Below are 19,303 nucleotides of genomic sequence, written 5' to 3'. Positions count from 1 at the left end.
CTAATTCCAGCCATCCACTATATCTTTGCCTGCTTAAAGAAAGCAGTCAAAGGATGCCGTTCCTGTCTGGGCTAGGACAGCTATTTCCACAAGATATTTATTTTAAAAAATTATATTTAGACTATTAAAAGTCTAAAACAAAATCGCTGAAAGTCGTTTTTTCATAAAAAGCAGCATTAAATTTATACAGTTTATCTGCCTCTTTAGATACATATTCCTTTTTCTCTTTCAAAGGAACCAATACTTTTTTCTTTAAAAATTTTCTGCTAAAACTTTCTTTATCCGCTTCTATACCTAAAATCCCCTTATAAAGATTCATTAATTCTGTCATAGTAAATTTCTCCGGAAGAAGATTAAAACCAGCAGGAGACTCTCGCACAAATGACTCTAACTGATACAAACTGTAATCTAAAATTAAATTATGATCCTGAATTAAATCAGGAACTTCTGTAATCATAAACCATCTTTGGTATAAATCGACTCTCCCGAATTTTACTCTGTGTTCTTCAATATTAATGACAGTATAATATCGTAACGTTTGAGAATTTCCAGCGGGTCCGGTTAACTGTTTTAAGGATGCATTTTCAAAATTGCCAAATTCATTCAGTAAATTCAGAACAGCTGCATCTGCATTTTTTACATCCTTTACAGTGCCGGATATAAGCCCCCATTTTGTTCCTACTCCTTTATTTTCTCTTGACAAGAGTACTTTCAAGTTTCCGTTATCATAACCGAAAACTACACAATCAATTGTGACCTCATTCATAACTAATCGCCTTTGTGTTAATAAAATAGATAATATCCCAACTAAATTTCACTATCCTCTTACAAACATATTTTATCAGGGAAACAAAACCGTCCTGTCCTGTCCTGTCATTATTTACGTTTTAATAAAATTCAAAATCACATTTGACTTATTACAAAAAAAAGCACTCCATAAGAAGTGCTTTATTTATATCCTAAAAAATTACCTTTACTCTAAGCAAAACCATTTCTTCACATCCTGGGCAATTGTTTCTTTTGCTAAAAGATTATCAAATTCATTTGTCACAGGATTATATTGATATGGTCTTTTCCATTCCTCATAATGAAGAGCCACTTTTTGTATCGCATTACAAATAAACAGGAGTTCTTCATCTTTCAATGTCGGATGGAGTGAGAGTCTTACCCAGCCCGGCTTATTACTTAGGTTTTTCTGAAGAAGTTCATTGGTCATTATTTTAGATTTTTCCTCATCCAAACCAAACAAATAATGCGCATAAGTACTCGCACAGGACCAGCCTCCACGAACCTGGATTCCGAAACGGTCATTTAAGAGTCTGACAATTAAATTATAATGGATATTCTCAATCGTAAATGATACACAGCCAATTCGATCACTTTTCACATCACCCAGAATAGATAATCCATTTACTTTTTGAAGTTCTGAATAACAAAGCTTCAACAACTCTTTTTCCCTGTTATGAATATTTTCTACTCCCATTTGCTCCTTCAGTTCCAGACACAAAGCCGTTCGCATCACCTGAAGAAACCCTGGTGTACCGCCGTCTTCTTTTACCTCAATCGCGTCGCTGTAATGATATTCTCCCCAAGGATTTGTACATTTTACATTTCCTCCGCCCGGATTATCCGGAAAGTTAGATTTGTATAATTTTTCATTAAAAACCAAAACCCCACAGGTTCCCGGTCCGCCTAAGAATTTGTGTGGCGAAAAGAAAATAGCATCCAATTGCTCTTCAGGATTTTTAGGATGCATATCGATTTTGACATACGGTGCCGAAGCCGCAAAATCTACAAAACACAAACCACCATGCTGATGCATAATTTTTGCCAGTTCATAATATGGTGTAATAATGCCGGTAACGTTGGAACAGGCTGTAAAAGAACCAATTTTCAACGTTCGTTTTTCATATTTTTTAAGTTCTGATGCTAATATTTTCGGATCAACCAAATTGTTTTCACCAGCAGGCAAAACCACCACATCGGCAATGGTTTCATACCACGGAACCTGATTCGAATGATGCTCCATATGCGTGATAAAAACCACTGGTCTTTCATCGTCAAAATTCAGTTTCACATTGTAAATATTATCCGCAGACCGCAATCCCATAATCCGTTGTAACTTGTTCAGGGCAGCTGTCATCCCGGTTCCAGTGGTAACCAAAACATCGGATTGTTTGGCGTTTACATGTTTTTTTATCAATTGCCTTGCGTGCTGATAGGCATAAGTTGATGCTTTCCCCGTTTCACTGGAAAACGAGTGGGTATTGGCAATCATCGGACCTATTTTATTGAGCATAATATCCTCAATTGGGATATACAATCTTCCGCTGGCAATCCAGTCCGCATAATACAGTTTTTGTTCCCCGTAAACCGACTCAAAAGTATGGTTCACTCCTATTATATTTCCTCTAAATGCAGAAAAATGTTGTTCTAATTCGGTTGTTTTCAAAGTAACTTCCATTTCGTTTATTTTTTTAACCTATTAGTTCCAATTCGTTTTTGATGATAATTTTCGTCAGTTCGAGTGATTCCGATTTTTCATCGGGATTGTATAGAGAACAGAAAATTATCATCATAAGGTTCTCGATACACGTCACTTCGAGTGCGGAGTGTATCGAGAAGTTTTGTTCCTTTTCTCTGCACAAAAAACACTCGAACTGACGAATTCTATAAGTATCGACAACGGGTATTTTAAACCATTTAATCTTTAAAGTTTTTGACTCCGGTATTCAGCCAGTTAAAATAATTTTCAATATCCGGATTATAAGCAGACGGCTCGATCAGATTAGCACTGTTATGATCTACAATTACATAAAAAGGCTGTGCATTAGCTTTATAAGTCTTAATCTGAAGATCGCTCCATTTATTCCCAATCGTTTTGATTTTTTTACCGGTAGTTTCAGAAACATATTGTTCGCTTTCCGGCAGTTCTTTTTTATCATCAACATAAAGCGAAATCAAAACCACATCATTATTTAAAACACCTAAAACTTTAGGATCTGACCAAACCAGTTCTTCCATTTTTCGACAGTTCACGCAGGCATATCCTGTAAAGTCTAATAAAACCGGTTTTCCTGCTTTTTTGGCGAATTCCATTCCTTTATTATAATCATGAAACGTAATGATATTGTGCGGACCATATTCCGCGCCTTCAGGCAGGGTTTCTTTACTCGTTGTTTCTGATTTTCCACCAATTCCGTTAGGAGATTCGCTGTAGTGCATGGCCGGCGGAAATCCGCTGATCACTTTTAAAGGCGCTCCCCAAAGTCCCGGAATCAAATAAACGGTAAAGGCTAAAACGACTAATCCCAAACTCAATCTCCCAACTGAAATATGATTTAATGGAGAATCGTGCGGCAACGTAATTTTTCCGAATAAATAAAAAGCCAAAGCTCCAAAAACGGCAATCCAGATCGCAAGGAAAACTTCTCTTTCCAGCCAGTGCAATTGCAAAACCAAATCGGCATTGGATAAAAATTTGAAAGCTAAAGCCAGTTCTAAAAATCCTAAAACTACTTTTACGGTATTGAGCCATCCGCCTGATTTTGGCAAAGCATTCAGCCAGCCCGGAAAAGCTGCAAATAATGAAAACGGAAGCGCAATAGCAATCGAGAATCCTAACATCCCAACAATCGGAGCGATTCCTCCTTTTGAAGCCGCTTCAACCAAGAGCGTCCCTACAATTGGTCCTGTACACGAAAATGACACAATCGCTAATGCCAGAGCCATAAAGAAAATCCCGATTAATCCTCCCCTGTCTGCCTGCGAATCGACCTTGTTTGCCAATGCATTTGGAAGCATAATTTCGAAAGCACCCAAAAATGAAACTGCAAAAACAACTAATAAAATAAAGAATATCAGATTGAACCAAACGTTTGTTGAAAGTGCATTAAGCGAATCAGCACCAAAAACTGCGGTTACAATTGAACCTAATAAAACGTAAATAACTACGATAGAGAATCCGTAAATCAAAGCATTTCTGATTCCGGCAGCTTTGGTTTTGCTCTGCTTGGTAAAATAACTTACCGTCATTGGAATCATTGGGAAAACGCAAGGTGTCAGCAAAGCTGCAAAACCGGATAAAAATGCAATGATGAAAATACTCAAAAATCCTTTTGATTCCTCCTTTTTAACCAGACCAACAACTGGCTTTGAAATTGTTTTTTCTGCTTCGGCAATTATTTTATCTTCTGTAACTGCACTATCTTTTTCAGCAATAATCGTTTCTTCAGCTGCAGCAACTTTTTTTACATTCGGAATCTTGAACGTTAATTCTTCTGAAGACGGAGGCAGGCAGTTGCTGTCATCGCAGACCATAAATTCAACTTCAGCATCGATATTCGAAACCGCATCTGAAGTAAATTTTATCTTCTGTGTAAAAAGCGCTTTATCTTCAAAATATTTAATTTTCATGTCGAAAATTTTGTCCTGAACCTCATGCCCTTTTTCTTCAGTCGTTTTCCCAATTAAATCAAAACTTTTCTTTGGGTTTTTATAAGTAAAAGCAGTTCTTGAGGGACCTCCTTCTTCGATATATTGTCCATATAAATGCCAGCCGGATTGTATTACGGCCTGAGCTTTTAAAACATATTCTTTGTCTGAGATTTTCTCCACAGATGTATTCCATTTTACCGGATTGTACATTTGGGCAAACATACTCCCCGAAAGAAGTAATAATAATGCAATTAGGATATTTTTCATTTGTTTGATTTGGATATTTTAAAAAAAGAGCTGCTTGCCGACAGCCCTTAAAAGTCTCTCATAGAAAATGGCTTACTAATTCAGATTCTAAAATGAAATAATGAAAGACGAATCTTGAAATTTTTCTTTCAGGCTTCAGGTTGTGAGCAGTTTGTCATTCCGAGGAACGAGGAATCTCCGCAAGAAACTCCGTAATCAAAATCGCCAATCTTTGTCGAGCTGCTAAGGGAGATTCCTCGTTCCTCGGAATGACAAAAATTTGGTTAAAGAATTATAATATTTACTTCAACGGATTACCTTCTTGATCAAGTGAACCTGATTTAATGATGATCATTTTGTCTAACTGTATGTATTTTTTAATGGCATCATTCACCTGTTGTAAAGTCACTTTTTCAATATCTTTTGGGTATTGGTCAATGTAGTTTGGCTCCAGACCTCTTTCTACAAAACTCAAAATTGTTCTTGCCATTCCGCTTGTAGTGGACATTCCTACTTTAAAACTTCCAATCAGATTCGTTTTTTTGTTCTCTAATTCGGTTGCTGTAATTCCTTCTTTCACCCATTTATTTACCTGAATCATCGTTGCATCCAGTCCTTTTTGAAATAAAGACGGATTAAAAGATGCATTCACCATCCAGTATCCTCCGGTTGTAATATTTCCACCCATACCTGATGAAATACTGTATGTCAAACCATCATTATCACGAACTGTCTGCATCAAACGACCAGCAAAACCGGCTCCTAAAGTATAATTGGCAATGTAAAACGGAATATAATCTGCATCGGCTCTTTTTAAACCTGTGTACTGACCGATGTACAATTCGGCACTTGGTTTTTCTGCAATGGTAATCACTTCGGTTTTTGAAGCAGCTTTTGAAGCCTCTTCAAATTTTAAAGATTCTGAAACACCGCCATTCCAGTTTTTAAATGATTTTTTTAATGAAGCATTCAAATTAGCTTCATCAGTATCTCCTACAATAACCAAGTGCATCGATGCGGGGCCAAAATATTTTTTATGAAATGCTTTTACCTCATCCAAAGTTGCATTTTTGATGTTTGCTAAATCTTCTTCGACACTTAAACTGTAATTTGGATTTCCTTTTGGATAAATAGCCTGAGACAAAGCGATACCGCCTCTTTTACCCGGATCATTTAAGTTTTGCTGCAGGTTACCAGTGAATTGTTGTTGCAGTTTTTCGAATTCTTTCTGATCAAATAAAGGCATGCGTAACTCTTCTGCCAATAAAGCAATCACCTGATCTAAATCTTTTTTAAGACATTTAAAACCAATATTTATTTTGGTAGTTGAAGCATTTACATTTAAGTTCACCCCTAGCTTTTGCAGTTTCTCTGAGAATTTAAATTTATCATTCAGCTTAGTTCCTTTTGATAACATGGATGCCGTTAATGACGAAACCATCGGATTCTTAGTTTTATTAATAAAATTCCCTAATGAAATACTGGCTGCAACAGTCACAAAATCTTTTGCAGATGTTTTTACCGAAACCACGTCGATTCCGGCTACTTTTTCTCTTTTGAAAGCCGAAGCTGTTTTTTCGATTACCGTTTCATCAAAAGCAATTTCTGCTGTATTATTATTTTGCAAAGATGTATTTTCAGAAGAATGCTCTTCATGTGAATGTCCGTCATCCTCATGTCTGTAATAAAAAGGACCATTTTCCGGCATGAAATTATTCGCCTGAGCCGTATCCTGATTTTGAGCTCCCGATTGTTTCGGAATAAAATATCCTGTTGTACTTTGGTCCTCGACCAAATATTTCTGAGCTACCCGCAACACATCAGCCGGAGTTACTTTTTTCAATCTGTCCACTCCGGTTACAAAGTCTGTCCAGTCGCCTGAAGCAATGGCTTCATTTAATTCAGATGCAATAACACCCGAACCGTCTCTTCCTAAAATGGTTTGTGCACTGATTTTGGCCACCACACGGTTTACCTCATCCTGAGTCACACCTTCCTTCTGGATTTTGGCTACAACTTCATTGATTTTGGCATCGATATCTTCATGTTTTGATGATGTTGGAAAACCAACCCCGATTGTAAAAAGACCCACTTCTTTAAAATTTGTGGCACTGGAATAAGCGTAAATTCCCATACGGCTGTCCACAAAAGTTTTGTTTAAAATCGCCGAAGGACCAGCCCCAATGATTTCGCCTAAAATATTCAACGCAGGCAAATCTTCGTGCATAGCACCCGGAATTTTATAAGCCTTGCTTACAACACCCAATTCACCCGGTTTTTTAACCACAACTTTACGTGCCCCGTATTGCTCAGGCTCTTCTGTGTAAGGCTGAGGCATTACATGAGGTGCTTTTGTAATTTTGCCGAAATATTTCTCGATCAATTCAAAAACATTCTCTTTTTTAAAATCGCCGATAATGGTTAAAGTCGCATTATCCGGCCAGTAATAAGTATTATAGAAATTACGCAGAACCTCGATTGGCGCCTTTTCAATATCCGATTTCCAACCGATTGTAGAATGATGATACGGATGTGCAATATAAGCCGAAGCCCAGATTTCTTTATCTAATAAACTGTTTGGATCATTTTCTCCACGTTCGAATTCATTGCGCACAACCGTCATTTCAGCTTCTTTATCTTCTTTAGTCAATAAAGAATTACGCATCCTGTCGGCTTCAATCTGCAGAGCCAATCCGATTTTATCACTTGGCAGTGTTTCAAAATAATTGGTCCGGTCGTACCAGGTTGTGGCGTTTAACTGTGCTCCTGTATTTTGAAGCACATCTGTAATAGTTGTACCGCTTTTTTTGTTGAAAGTCGGGGTTCCTTTGAACATTAAATGCTCCAAAAGATGCGTGGAACCTGTATTTCCCAATACTTCATGTTTAGAACCAACACGATATACAATTTGTACAGTTGCTACTGGCGAAGCATTGTCCTGCAAAAGCAAAATATTCATTCCGTTTGGCTGGTACAAATATTCTTCGATTCCGCCTAACTCTTTTATTTTCTTAAAATTATCTGATTTTCCCTGCGCAGAAACAAGCGTGCAGAAAGCCAGTGAGCAATAGCCCAGAAAGATGTATTTTTTCATTTGTTTTGATATTTTATGAAGAAATTATAATTCGTTATTTTGTTTAAACACATAGTTATTTGGAACCTGTAAAAGGCTTTTTAATTATTTAAAAGAAACATAGTCTTACTATGTTTGAGAAATGAATTTCTCTTTCTTCACCTTTTTTTTAAAATAAAATCTATGTTTCTATGTGTTTAATTTTTTTTGAATTAAAAGTCAATTTACTAATTATGATTTACTGAAAATTTCTTTCAGTTTTGACTGAAGCTCGGCTTCTCTCAGATTTTTAGCCACGATTTTTCCGTCAGGGCCTATTAAATAGTTTGTTGGTACTAATTTTACACCGTACAAAACAGCTGCTTCGTTTTTCCATCCTTTTAAATCCGAAACATGTGTCCAGGTTAAACCGTCTTTTTCGATTGCTTTTTCCCAAAGATTCTTTTTATCATCCAGAGAAACTCCAAGAACATCAAATCCTTTGTCATGATAGGTTTTGTAAGCCAAAACTACATTTGGATTTTCTTTACGGCATGGTCCGCACCAGCTTGCCCAAAAATCAACCAATACATATTTGCCTTTGTAATCAGATAATTTTACCACTTTTCCGTTTACGTCAGTTTGAGAAAATTGTGGAGCTACTACACCGACAGCCGTTTTATTGTTAAGTTCTATTCCTTCTTTTATTTTTTTACCAAAATAAGAGTTTTGTATTTCCGGACTTAAAATTGCAAAATATTCGTTTACCTGCTCCGGTGTTCCGTAAGTCACCAAACGGTCATCCAAAACCAATACACCTGCAACCTGATCTTTATGTGATTTGATAAATTTGAAAGTCAGATCATCTGCCTGAGTCTGCAAATCTTTCCATTTTTTATCCATCATGCCTTGTTGCTCAGCGGTAAGTTTTACTTTTCCGTTTTGCGATAATGAATCTGACAATTTATAAATTGGTCCGGCAACATTCTGGATCTTTTTAAACTCATTTTTATAATACGAAGAATAAATAGAATCCTGCGTTGCTCCGGACAATTTCGCCATATAAACTGAATCTTTGTGCGCTGTAAATCCAATAGTTTCGTTAGATAAAATAAACACTTTTCCGTATTCCTGACCTTTTAACTTAATGCTGTATCGCAAAGGCTCTTCTACTTTTCCTGCAAAGCTAAATTTACCGTCAACGATTTTTGCAGAATCCTTAACAACGGTTTGGCCACCATCCAGAAATTCTAAATAAACAGTTCCGTCTTTTTGTCCCGGAATGTTTCCGTTAACCGTAAAACCTTCCTTTTTCGAGCAGGAGGTAATTGCGGCCGCAAGCGTTAAAACTGCCAAACCTGATTTTAAGATTGTATTCTTCATGTTGCTATTTTTATATTTTTGAAAAATCAAATTACGATTTCAATAATTCTTTTAACTTAGCATCTAATGCTTCGCCTCTCAAATCTGTCGCGACAATTACACCTTTTTCATCCATTAAAAAAGTAGCTGGAATGGTTTTTACATTAAATGATTTGCTCACTACATCATTGTCTAACAAATTAGGCCAGGGCATATTTTCTTTAGTCATAGCCGTATTCCAGGCTTTTTGATTGTCATCAGTAGAAATACTCACGATCTCAAAACCCCTGGTCGCAAATTCTTCATAGGCTTTTTTCAAATTTGGAATTTCTTTACGGCAAGGCGCACACCAGGAAGCCCAAAAATCAATCAAAATATACTTTTTCCCTTTAGCAATATCTTTTATCGCAATTGATTTTCCGTCTTTATCATTTAAGCTAAAAGCCTCTACACCAGTTCCAACAAATGATTTTGGATTCACTTCGGCATCTACCTGTTTTCCGTAGTAACTGTTTTTGGCTGTTTCTGAAAATTGTTCAAAAAGAGGTTTCTGTTCTGGAGTCAAATAAGAGAATTGCGTCATCATAAAAAGCGGTCCCCACCAGGAATCCTTATTTCGTACAATTAAATCGGTCATCTTTTTTTCTACATCCCTAAAAAATGCTTTTTCATCAGCCTCAAATTTTTTCCAAACCGGAAGATTTTGAAGTGAATCTATTTTTTTAGTTTCTTTATCTTGACGTGCTTTGTGAATCAATTTACTTAATTCGTCTGATTCAGGTGTGTGATAAGCCGCATAAGCTTTGTCTAAATCTGCTCGATAAGCAGTTTCCTTTTTATAATAATCATGTGATTTTGAACCTGTAACAGAAACGTCTTTAAAGCTTATGTATTCTCCCTCCTGAGTTGAAACACTTCCCTTAGCTGTTACTTTTATTTTAGCATTTTCAGCCATCACAGGAATACTCCCTTTGTTTTTACCAAAAATCAGGTAAAAAAAACGAGGCTCGTTTAATTTTCCTGTAAACGTAAATTTTCCGACTTTAAGGATGGTTTCTGCAACTGCAGATTCTGAAGAATACGTTGCTCCCGGAATTAATTTTACAACTGTTCCGTCTTCAAGACCAGTTATAGTACCATCAATAGTATAAGACGTTGCTGCTGGTTCTGTTTTTTTCTTTTGAGCGTGAATGTTCGTAAACACAAACATACAGATACTCAGTCCTAAAATTTTATATTTAATTGTGTTCATTTTTGATTGATATTTTGTTGATACTTTAGAAAAAAACTCCCCTTTCGAAAATCCTACTCAGGAAGCTTTGGGATTTTTATTTTTCTACATTTTGAGTAAGCGTTCCGTTACCTGGATTTTTTACAGCTCCCTGTGGAAAAGGCATTGTCCACATATGAGAAGTTGATGATAACGTATAAGTTGTTCCGTTAGCTACTTTCGAAAAACTAACCGGATAAACACCTTCAGCATTTAAGCGGCGTGCATCTGCAAAAGGAATCAACGTGTTCGTAAGTTCATTGTTTTTTGTTCTGAAAATAGCTTTCAAAGCTATTGCTTTGTCTGTAGTCGAAATATCCTGATAAGATGCGGGAAGAATACGGGTCTTACGAACGGTATTCAAAACAGCCAATGCATCACTAATTTGGTTAGCTCGTGCCAGACATTCTGCTTTAATCAAATATACTTCGACAGTGGTGATTCCCCCAAAATTAAAAGCACCAGATAAGGTTCTTCTGTAATAGGTTTCAGCACCAACAGTGTAAATTTTCCAACGTGACAAGAAACGTGCATCTCCGCTTTCAAAACGAGCTGCCCGTTCTACAGGAATACTGTTTTCTGTCGTTAAACTATTGTAAGTGCCATGACGATAGGTATAATTCTCCACATAATTAAATCCCATAGGAGATGTAAATGTGGTGTAATTAGCAGGAGTTTCAATAAGTGTTTTATTTGCATTATAAAATGCGATCCAGTCGTACAGTTTATTGTTTTCTGCCAATGCCAGATCTGCATATTTTAAAGCTTCTGTATAATTATTCATTTGCAGATAAACTCGTGAATAAAAAGCATAACCAGCTCCTAAGTTTGGATGCAGCGCCGTTTGTGAAACTTTTGGTAAATATGGCAAAGCTTCTTTAACATCATTCAAAATGAAATCATACATCTCCTGAATCGTTACCTGTTTATTCGGCGCATTAATATTGGCACTTGTAATTAATGGTACAGATAATTTTGTAGAAGCCGTAGAAGCATCATACGTATCGGCATAAAAATTAACCAGATTAAAGTAATTCATAGCACGCAATACTTTTGCTTCTGCCCACACTACTCTTTGTTCTGCTTCTGTAGCATTTGTTGTACTCAATGCATTTTCGATTATTAAGTTAAAAGTCGAAATTCCGGCATAACTCGAATAATACATCGTTTCATCTGAAACTTTCAATGCAATACGGTCAGCATTTTCGTCCCACATATAATTTGCATTATATAATCTATTACTCGCTAAAGAAGCAACAGTTACATATTGATCATTTAATAGTTGTGAAGCTCCAGTTATATCAACTCTGTGATTGGTGTATTCGTCACGTAAAAAGGCTTCGTAATCTGCTAAGGTTGTTGGTATTTTAGATCCTTTTGGAGCATCATCCAGATAATTTTCGCATGATGCAAAAGTTACTCCTAAAGCTAACAAGCACGCTATTTTTTTATATATATTTTTCATCTTCTCGACTTTTTAAATTAGAAATTAACATTTACTCCCAAAACAAAACTTGGAGACTGGAAGCCGCCTAAAAGATATTTAGCATCTCTGCTTTGGGCAAAAGTGTATACGTTTTCTGCATTTAGATTGAAACGTACACCGTCTAATTTTACTCTCTTAATAAGCGCACTTGGCATTTTATAGGCCAATGAAATGTTGCTTAATCTCACATTTGATGCATCAAGAATGTTGATGTCTGCATACGAATAAATAGTACGTGAATCTGAACTAAAGTCTGATTCATACTCGTATACTGCTCTCGGCACATCTGTAAAAGCCTCATCACCAGGCTGCATCCAACGGTTTGCAATATGATTGTTAACCACGGTAATGTCAGTTACATATCCACCTGCAGCACCATTGTAGCTATTACTCAACATTGGCAGGAATGTATTTCTTACTTTATGTCCTAATTCGTAGATAAAAAGTGCAGAAAGTGAGAAGTTTTTATAATTAGCGGAAGTATGGAAAGACCCACTGTGCGTAGGTACTGTTGAACCATAATCTTTAATCGCTTCTAACTGAGCCGGATTATATTTTACTGCTGTTCCTGAAGCATCGTAGACCTGAGGCACTCCTGTGTTGCTTAAGCCAGCCCATTTGTAACCATAAATAGAATTATAACTTGTTCCTACTCTTGGAAAAGCCTGAGCCTGATCTAATTGTAAATAATAAGCAGGAGCTTCTACATCTACGTAATCGACATTATTTTTGTTATAAGCATACAAAACTGCTGCATCCCATGAAAATGATGGTGTTTTTACAATAGTACCTCTTATACTAACTTCGATACCCTTATTGGTCATTTCTCCATTATTCGTTTTATAAGTAGAATAGCCCCATCCTTCTGTTGGAATTCCCTGACTGCTCGCTAATAAATCTTCTCCTTTTTTGTTGTATAAATCCACAGTACCGCTTAATCTGTTTTTGAATAATGCGAAATCTAAACCGATATTGATTGTAGTTGTTTTTTCCCAGGATAATTCAGGATTTGGTCTCGAACTAACAGTTCCCTGATTGCCTCCAACATTTGAATTAGAGTTGTAATAAGCTGTTAAATATGGTGCTGAATTTTTGGCAATATTTCCGCCAATACCATAAGAAGCACGAACTTTAAGCGCATCTACCCACGAAACTTTAAAAAATGATTCTTTATCAATATTCCATGCAACACCGGTTGACCAGGTTGGTTTATTCTGATATTTACTGTCTGTTCCCCAGAGATTGGAACGATCCCAACGTAAACTTCCTGTTGCAGCATACTTTCCGTCATATGTATAACCACCTGTCCCATATACCGAAACATAACGGTTTATCAATTCTCTTTCTAACGAAAATTCATTTTGTGTCATATATCCGCTAAAAACACTTCCATACACTTTTAGCAAATCAGCCTGATTTATTGGGGCAAAACCTAAAGTCTGATCATCATAACCATAACGTGTATTGTCTGTATATTCTAGTTTTGTATGACGAATTTCCATACCTGCAATGGCAGACACATCATGCTTTTCATGGAAAGTCTGATTAAAATTTAGCTGTTGACGGAAATTATAAGCATTATTATATTGATTTGCTTCTTTTATAATATCTCCGTAAGGCAAATTATAAACCGGTTTGTTATTCACAATAGTAACCATACCATTTACTTTATTTCTAACATAGTATGATTCTTTTTCAAATAACTGACTTGTACGATCCGCTGCGTATTCGTATTGAAACATTGCATTGTAATTGAATGCTTTACTGATTTTTGCATTAAATTTAGCAAATGTTCTGTTTAAGAAATTTTTGCTTTCGATCAGATTTCTTCCAAACTCATCCATTGGTGTAATGTCCATATTGTAAAGTCCATAATTCTGTAAAGACTGAAGCGTAAAAGCATTGTAACGGGATGCTGCAGTAGAAACAAAATTAGTTCCGTCGTTATTAACCAATTGGTTGTATGGCTGATATTTGAATCCTGGTCCTGAAGTAAAATTAGGCTGGGAAGCAAAATAACTCTGCGTATCTCCTTTACCATAATTAATATAAGTTCCTAAGTCCAAAGAAAGCCAGTTGTTAATCTGGGTTGTGTTTTTTAAATTGATACCAACTGACTCATTTTCTGAATAAACATCTTCAAGCTGATTGTCTTTATAAGTCAACGAAGCATTAAAAGTATTGCTGTCAGTTGCCTTACCCAAACTAATGTTATGCTGCATAAAATACTGATCACGTTTGGCATATCTTGCAATATCATCAAAATATTTAGAACCTTGACCAGCTAAGGAGTTTAAGCGATTATTTGCTTCTGTCTGAGAAATATTTCCGGCATAACCGTTTAAAATTGTCTGCATTCCTAAACTCGTAAATACAGCATTACTTAATAAAGATTTTGCATAAGTACCTGCATTCGCTCCCTGCAAATTAGGGTTTCCTGCTGCCCATCCTCTTTCTAAACCAATAATATCGGCAGAATCAGTAAGGTTTCCTGTGTAGTTTCTGTAAGGTGTAACGGTTAAGTTACTTGAAAACGAAATATTTGTTTTTCCTGCTTTTGCTTTTTTAGTTGTAATCACTACAACTCCATTTGCCGCACGTGCTCCGTAAATAGAAGAAGCTGCTGCATCTTTTAAAATAGTAATGGTTTCAATATCCTCTAAATTCAGGTTGGGCACATTTTCATCAAGAGCAGAATACGGGGTTAATTTTGTATTCTCAACAGGAAATCCGTCAATAACATATAAGGGAGTTGTTGTTCCGGTCATAGTAGTCGTTCCACGAATTTTACCATCCTGATACCCTACAATACGTCCTTCTAAAATCGAGTTTAAACTGCTTAAACGCTGCTCCTGAAAATCTTTTGCCTTTAAATTTGAATAAGCACCTGTAGCTTTCTCTGCAGTAATATTTTGATATCCTGTAGTTAATACTATCCCTTCTAATTCCTGAACATCTTCCTTCAACACAACATTAATAATGCTTCTTCCTTCAACTTTTATTTCCTGCCTAATATATCCCAAATAGGCAAAAGCTAAAGTGGTTTTATCACTCACTGCAATAATCTGATATTCACCGTTAAAATCTGTCTGAACACCACGACCTGAACCGTTATCAGAAATTGCAGCACCCACTAAAGGCATTCCTTTTTCATCTGTAACTCTACCTTTTACTATAAAATCCTGCACTTCTTTTGCAACAGGTTTTTCAGCCGGTGCTTTTTTAGGGGTTAGAACAATATGAGAACCGCTCACTTTAAAATCGGTACCTGAATCTTTAAAGATTGTATTCAGAATCGTCTCAATAGAAGCATTGGTTATGTTAACATCTATTTTACGATCTAAATCAACCGATCTTACGTTGTAAACAAATCTGTAATCGCTGGTATATTCAAGCTTCTCAATTGCTTTTCCAACAGTCATGTTGCTGGCATTGAAAGAAAGTCTGGCCTTTTGAGAATAGGTCACACCCGCCTGCATAACTGATAGAGTGGTTAATAATAATAGTGTAGTCAATTTCATCTTCAAATCAAATTTCAAAAAAGGCTTGTCGAACCTGATTTTGTTCAATAGTTTTTTCATACTTTTAAAATGTTTTTTAATGTTGGTTGGTTAATTAACTGACCGCATTCTTTATACCGGGAAATGTTGGCGCATTTTCCGGTTTTTTTTACGGTTCCTTTTTGGACTTTTGTTACATAGGCTTCTTTAGATTTTAAATTTTATGTTATTGTCATTAATTTTTGAAATTATCACTATTAGCAATTTTTAGCATTCCCTTTTGATATTGATTTTTGACATTGACATTGTTATTTAATAGTAATCTTATCTCTATCAATTATGTAATCAATAGCATAACTGTCACTAAAATATTTCAGGACAACTTCAATCGGCTCATTATCAAAACGGGCATTAAAAATTTCTTTTCCGAGCATTTTATTTCTGTTAATGAAAGTCACATTATAGCGGCGTTCCAGCTTTTTGATAATATCGCTAAACGGAGCATTTTTGAACACCAATCCTCCTTTTACCCAGGCAGTATAATAATCTGTATTGACTTCCTCTGTTGCAATTGTCGATTTCCCTTTTATATTCGATCCCTTGAAACCCGGTTTTAAATACACCTGATTTTCATTTGTTTTCAAACCTTTATAAAGCGAAACTTTACCTTCAACCAAAACAATATCAGTACTTGCATTATCCATATACGCATCTGCATTAAACCTGGTTCCCAAAACCTCAACGCTCATTTCATGTGTATTTACGGTAAACGGATGCGCCTTGTCTTTGGCAACTTCAAAATAGGCTTCTCCGGTCAAATCCACTTTTCGTCCCCCTTTTTTTAAGAACTGTACCGGATATGTCAATTGAGTTCCTGCATTCAGATGCACAATAGTCCCGTCTGATAATTGTATTTCAAATTTTTTACCGTACGGAATTTTAATCGTATTGTAAACCAGTTTTCCTTCTGCATACTTTTTGTTATACACCAGTCTGTTTTTTTCCTGTCTCCCAATAATGTTTCCATCTTTATCGGTCAGATTTCGGGTATCAGCTGTATCAATTTCTTGTTCCGAATTATTATCTAATTGTAAAACAATTTCATCCTGTCTCGGAATAACTACATTTTGTTTTTCTATCGATACATTGGAATTTTTATAAAAATAAAATCCCCCCAAAGCGACAACCAGAATCGCTGCATATTTATAATAAGAAGAAAATCTTCTTTTATAAAAAACACTGTTTTCTTTCTGAATTCTTTGGGTTAGTTGCTTTCTTACTTCAGCAGAATCGAAATTGTTCATAGTCGTATCAATGGCGTAATTTGTTTTTACAAATTCCCTGAACTCAATTTGGTTTTTTTCATCTTTTAACCACTCCGTCAGCTGTTCAATTTCATCCTGACTGGCCTGATTTGTGATAAATTTCACCATTAATCGCTCTGACTTTTTTACTGTCATTTTTTCTTTTTTTAATATTATTACGAAGCCAAAAAGCAAAACCCTAACAATTTGACAAAGATTTTTTGTTTTTACTGATTTTTTTGTTTTTTACAAGTCTTTTCTTTCAATAAATTCTATTATATTGATAGAACTTAAAAATAAAATGCCACATCATTACATCTTTTTGCGAATTTATTTGTAATAAAATTCAAATAGAAAATCTTAATACAAGCTTTTTCGGGAAATACCCATTCAGATTTTAAGTCCAAAAAATTTTAAATTTATATATTTGTTACTATGAAATCTGATGATTACAACGATAATAATGTACTGATCGAATCTCTTCGAAATGGAGATGAAAGCGCCTATACGTACCTCATCGACATCTACCATCATAAACTTTGTGTTTATGCCAACAGTCTTGCCAAAAACATTTACAGTGCCGAAGACATCGTTCAGAATGTTTTTATTAAAATTTGGGAGCAAAGAACACGATTAAAATCGGATCACTCTATCAAAAGTTTTCTTTATAAATCTGTGTATAACGAGTTTATCGATTTATACAGAAAAAATCAATCCTTGTTTTCTCTGGAAAAAACCTATCATGATGCCTTAAACTCAGTTGTTCTTGAAGATGATTCTGAATCTTTTCAACGCATATTAAAGGTAGTAAATAAAGAGATTGAAAGTTTGCCTCCAAAATGCAGGGAAGTTTTCATTCTAAGTAAAAAAGAAGGTTTGACCAATATAGAAATTGCGGAACACCTTGATGTTTCCATCAAAACTGTTGAAGCACAGATTACCAAAGCGTTTTCAATTTTACGCTCTTCACTCGAAGAAAAGGTAAAAAGTGTTTTGTTTATGTTCTTCGGAAAAAAGAAAAAAATTGATTTAAATCGATTTTAATAAATTCATAAGGATAAAACGATTTTATTTTTTCTTTTGCAAATAAGAATGTTATATTTGCAACTTAACTGCGCTTGTATTTATATCCGAAAATTTTTGACAATGCAGATGCAAAAAAAGAAAACTGGTCTAAATTTAAGGTTGAAACTTTTGAAGATGTCTCAAAAACCGATTTTGTAAAAACCTTTTTACCTTTGGTCTTATTCAATTTGTTATTAGTTGGTTTTGGATGGAGGAATTTCAGGAAAGAAAAACAAATCGTATAAATTTATCTCACTTAAAATAGAAAAAGACTGCTGTGAATGGCAGTCTTTTGTTCTTAATATCTTACTCGATTACGCTCTAAACAATGCATATTTGTTGTAATCGTATAAAACTTTATCGTAAGACACTAATAATGTTTCTATTTTTTCTGAAGATTCCTCAAAAGTGATTCCGTTATGTTTTCTAAACAAATAAATCTCTTTCAGGCAATTAGACAAACTCTGATGAATTTCAGAAGTAAACAATGGCAATTGTTTATCGCCTACTAATAAATCTATCTGGTAGTTTGAACTGCTTTTTGATAGGTTGTTACCAATTATTCTAATGGTGAACTTAGTGCTTTTTCCGTGTTGTTTTCCCTGATAATGTATTACCATGATATTATTATTATTAAAGGTTAGAATTTATTTTATAGTAAGCTTAAATTGTTATTTAATTAATTAAAATTATGAAAAAAAAGCAAAACGTTATATTCCTTCATACTAAATTATACTTTTTTTAGCATAAAAAAACCGCAACGAATTACGGTTTTTTCACAATTAACTAAAAATATTTAATCAACTTTTTTCACGAGTAAAATTCATTCATAAGCATGATTAATTTACGATTATACTAGTATTATCTTTTTGTTCTTTTACATCGAGTAAAAAAGGATTTCCATTTTCATCAAACATTGTCATATTCAATGAATCGAGCAAAGTAAGCTTTTTTGAAACAGAACCTTTGAATTTGTTGTATGAAAGGTTCATTTCAGACAAATGATTGAGGTTTTCCAGTTCATCCGGAATTTTACCCTCAAAATTGTTATAAAACAAGCTAAGATTTTCCAAAGAATTAAAATTTCCAATTTTAGGACTCAGGTGGCCTGAAAGTTTATTGTTATTCAAAAGCAGAATTTTCAAAGTCGAAATATCATAAACTGAATCCGGCAGAACTCCTTCTAACTGATTATTAAAAAGGGAAAGCGTTTCCAGATTTTGTAAATTGCCAATAGAAGAAGGCAGTTGTCCTTTTAAATTATTACCCGCCAGATTTAGTCCCACAACTTTACCATTACTGATTTCTACTCCATGCCAGGTTGATACTGATAAAGCAAGATCCCATTTTATTGTCCACTCTTCTCCTTTCGTTGTATGGTATAATTTTAATAATGCATCCTTTTCTTTATCAGAAATCGTATCTGCAAAAACTGAATTTGACAGGGCCATTATTAAAAACAAAAAATAAAATTTTCGCATATGTCGGGGCATGGAAGTTTCTGCAAAATTATATGTTTTAAAACTTTATGGCAAGCAATGTCAATAAACTGTTAATAAGTAAAGACGGCACTTTTTTATA

The 19,303-nt window shown here is 35.0% G+C and carries 13 protein-coding genes; 2 read left to right on the top strand and 11 right to left on the bottom strand.

Annotated elements, in window-relative coordinates; genetic code table 11:
• Positions 1-124: 124 nt before the first annotated feature.
• The 9 genes from GXM17_RS05695 to GXM17_RS05655 all read right to left on the bottom strand — a co-directional run bounded on the left by GXM17_RS05695 (position 125) and on the right by GXM17_RS05655 (position 16,813).
• Positions 125-766, bottom strand: coding sequence for an NrtR DNA-binding winged helix domain-containing protein (locus tag GXM17_RS05695; protein ID WP_244307342.1), 642 nt, complete (start codon positions 764-766; stop codon positions 125-127).
• Between the two features lie 207 nt (positions 767-973).
• Complete coding sequence (locus tag GXM17_RS05690) at positions 974-2,464, bottom strand: aminotransferase class V-fold PLP-dependent enzyme (protein ID WP_163398316.1); 1,491 nt, start codon at positions 2,462-2,464, stop codon at positions 974-976.
• 239 nt (positions 2,465-2,703) lie between these two features.
• On the bottom strand, positions 2,704-4,704 hold the full coding sequence (locus GXM17_RS05685) for a protein-disulfide reductase DsbD family protein (RefSeq protein WP_163398315.1): 2,001 nt from the start codon (positions 4,702-4,704) through the stop codon (positions 2,704-2,706).
• A 280-nt stretch (positions 4,705-4,984) separates the two neighbouring features.
• The gene (locus tag GXM17_RS05680) at positions 4,985-7,777 is read right to left on the bottom strand and encodes a M16 family metallopeptidase (RefSeq protein ID WP_163398314.1); all 2,793 of its coding nucleotides are present in this window, start codon (positions 7,775-7,777) and stop codon (positions 4,985-4,987) included.
• A 210-nt stretch (positions 7,778-7,987) separates the two neighbouring features.
• Entirely contained in the window at positions 7,988-9,118 is a 1,131-nt protein-coding gene (locus tag GXM17_RS05675) for a TlpA disulfide reductase family protein (RefSeq protein ID WP_163398313.1), read from the bottom strand.
• 31 nt (positions 9,119-9,149) lie between these two features.
• Positions 9,150-10,349 carry a TlpA disulfide reductase family protein gene (locus GXM17_RS05670; protein ID WP_163398312.1) on the bottom strand — a complete coding sequence of 400 codons (1,200 nt, stop codon included), beginning with the start codon at positions 10,347-10,349 and terminating at the stop codon, positions 9,150-9,152.
• A gap of 76 nt (positions 10,350-10,425) precedes the next feature.
• Positions 10,426-11,832, bottom strand: coding sequence for a RagB/SusD family nutrient uptake outer membrane protein (locus GXM17_RS05665; protein ID WP_163398311.1), 1,407 nt, complete (start codon positions 11,830-11,832; stop codon positions 10,426-10,428).
• Positions 11,833-11,849: 17 nt separating this feature from the next.
• Entirely contained in the window at positions 11,850-15,434 is a 3,585-nt protein-coding gene (locus GXM17_RS05660; RefSeq protein ID WP_163398310.1) for a SusC/RagA family TonB-linked outer membrane protein, read from the bottom strand.
• Positions 15,435-15,661: 227 nt separating this feature from the next.
• Positions 15,662-16,813 (bottom strand): FecR family protein, encoded by a 1,152-nt coding sequence (locus tag GXM17_RS05655; RefSeq protein ID WP_163398309.1) that lies wholly within the window; start codon positions 16,811-16,813, stop codon positions 15,662-15,664.
• A gap of 279 nt (positions 16,814-17,092) precedes the next feature.
• Here GXM17_RS05655 and GXM17_RS05650 point away from each other — a divergent pair, with 279 nt between their 5' ends.
• The gene (locus GXM17_RS05650; RefSeq protein WP_163398308.1) at positions 17,093-17,701 is read left to right on the top strand and encodes an RNA polymerase sigma factor; all 609 of its coding nucleotides are present in this window, start codon (positions 17,093-17,095) and stop codon (positions 17,699-17,701) included.
• A gap of 74 nt (positions 17,702-17,775) precedes the next feature.
• A complete protein-coding gene (locus GXM17_RS05645; RefSeq protein ID WP_163398307.1) occupies positions 17,776-17,967 on the top strand; it encodes a hypothetical protein in 192 nt (63 codons plus the stop codon).
• 69 nt (positions 17,968-18,036) lie between these two features.
• On the opposite strand, the gene GXM17_RS05640 is transcribed toward GXM17_RS05645, so the two are convergent.
• Positions 18,037-18,342 (bottom strand): hypothetical protein, encoded by a 306-nt coding sequence (locus GXM17_RS05640; protein WP_163398306.1) that lies wholly within the window; start codon positions 18,340-18,342, stop codon positions 18,037-18,039.
• 219 nt (positions 18,343-18,561) lie between these two features.
• Complete coding sequence (locus GXM17_RS05635; RefSeq protein WP_244307341.1) at positions 18,562-19,173, bottom strand: leucine-rich repeat domain-containing protein; 612 nt, start codon at positions 19,171-19,173, stop codon at positions 18,562-18,564.
• Positions 19,174-19,303: the final 130 nt, after the last annotated feature.

Source organism: Flavobacterium fluviatile, assembly GCF_010645065.1.
Classification (GTDB): Bacteria; Bacteroidota; Bacteroidia; order Flavobacteriales; family Flavobacteriaceae; genus Flavobacterium; species Flavobacterium fluviatile.
Note: the sequence above shows the minus strand (reverse complement) of the source record. Positions and strands in the feature narration are given on the sequence as shown.

Excerpts from the sequence above, each read along its gene's own strand:
- GXM17_RS05655 (WP_163398309.1), bottom strand. The coding sequence starts at position 16,813 with ATGACAGTAAAAAAGTCAGAGCGATTAATGGTGAAATTTATCACAAAT.
- GXM17_RS05660 (WP_163398310.1), bottom strand. The coding sequence starts at position 15,434 with ATGAAAAAACTATTGAACAAAATCAGGTTCGACAAGCCTTTTTTGAAA.
- GXM17_RS05680 (WP_163398314.1), bottom strand. The coding sequence starts at position 7,777 with ATGAAAAAATACATCTTTCTGGGCTATTGCTCACTGGCTTTCTGCACG.
- GXM17_RS05670 (WP_163398312.1), bottom strand. The coding sequence starts at position 10,349 with ATGAACACAATTAAATATAAAATTTTAGGACTGAGTATCTGTATGTTT.
- GXM17_RS05685 (WP_163398315.1), bottom strand. The coding sequence starts at position 4,704 with ATGAAAAATATCCTAATTGCATTATTATTACTTCTTTCGGGGAGTATG.
- GXM17_RS05635 (WP_244307341.1), bottom strand. The coding sequence starts at position 19,173 with ATGGCCCTGTCAAATTCAGTTTTTGCAGATACGATTTCTGATAAAGAA.
- GXM17_RS05650 (WP_163398308.1), top strand. The coding sequence starts at position 17,093 with ATGAAATCTGATGATTACAACGATAATAATGTACTGATCGAATCTCTT.
- GXM17_RS05665 (WP_163398311.1), bottom strand. The coding sequence starts at position 11,832 with ATGAAAAATATATATAAAAAAATAGCGTGCTTGTTAGCTTTAGGAGTA.
- GXM17_RS05640 (WP_163398306.1), bottom strand. The coding sequence starts at position 18,342 with ATGGTAATACATTATCAGGGAAAACAACACGGAAAAAGCACTAAGTTC.
- GXM17_RS05690 (WP_163398316.1), bottom strand. The coding sequence starts at position 2,464 with ATGGAAGTTACTTTGAAAACAACCGAATTAGAACAACATTTTTCTGCA.
- GXM17_RS05675 (WP_163398313.1), bottom strand. The coding sequence starts at position 9,118 with ATGAAGAATACAATCTTAAAATCAGGTTTGGCAGTTTTAACGCTTGCG.
- GXM17_RS05695 (WP_244307342.1), bottom strand. The coding sequence starts at position 766 with ATGAATGAGGTCACAATTGATTGTGTAGTTTTCGGTTATGATAACGGA.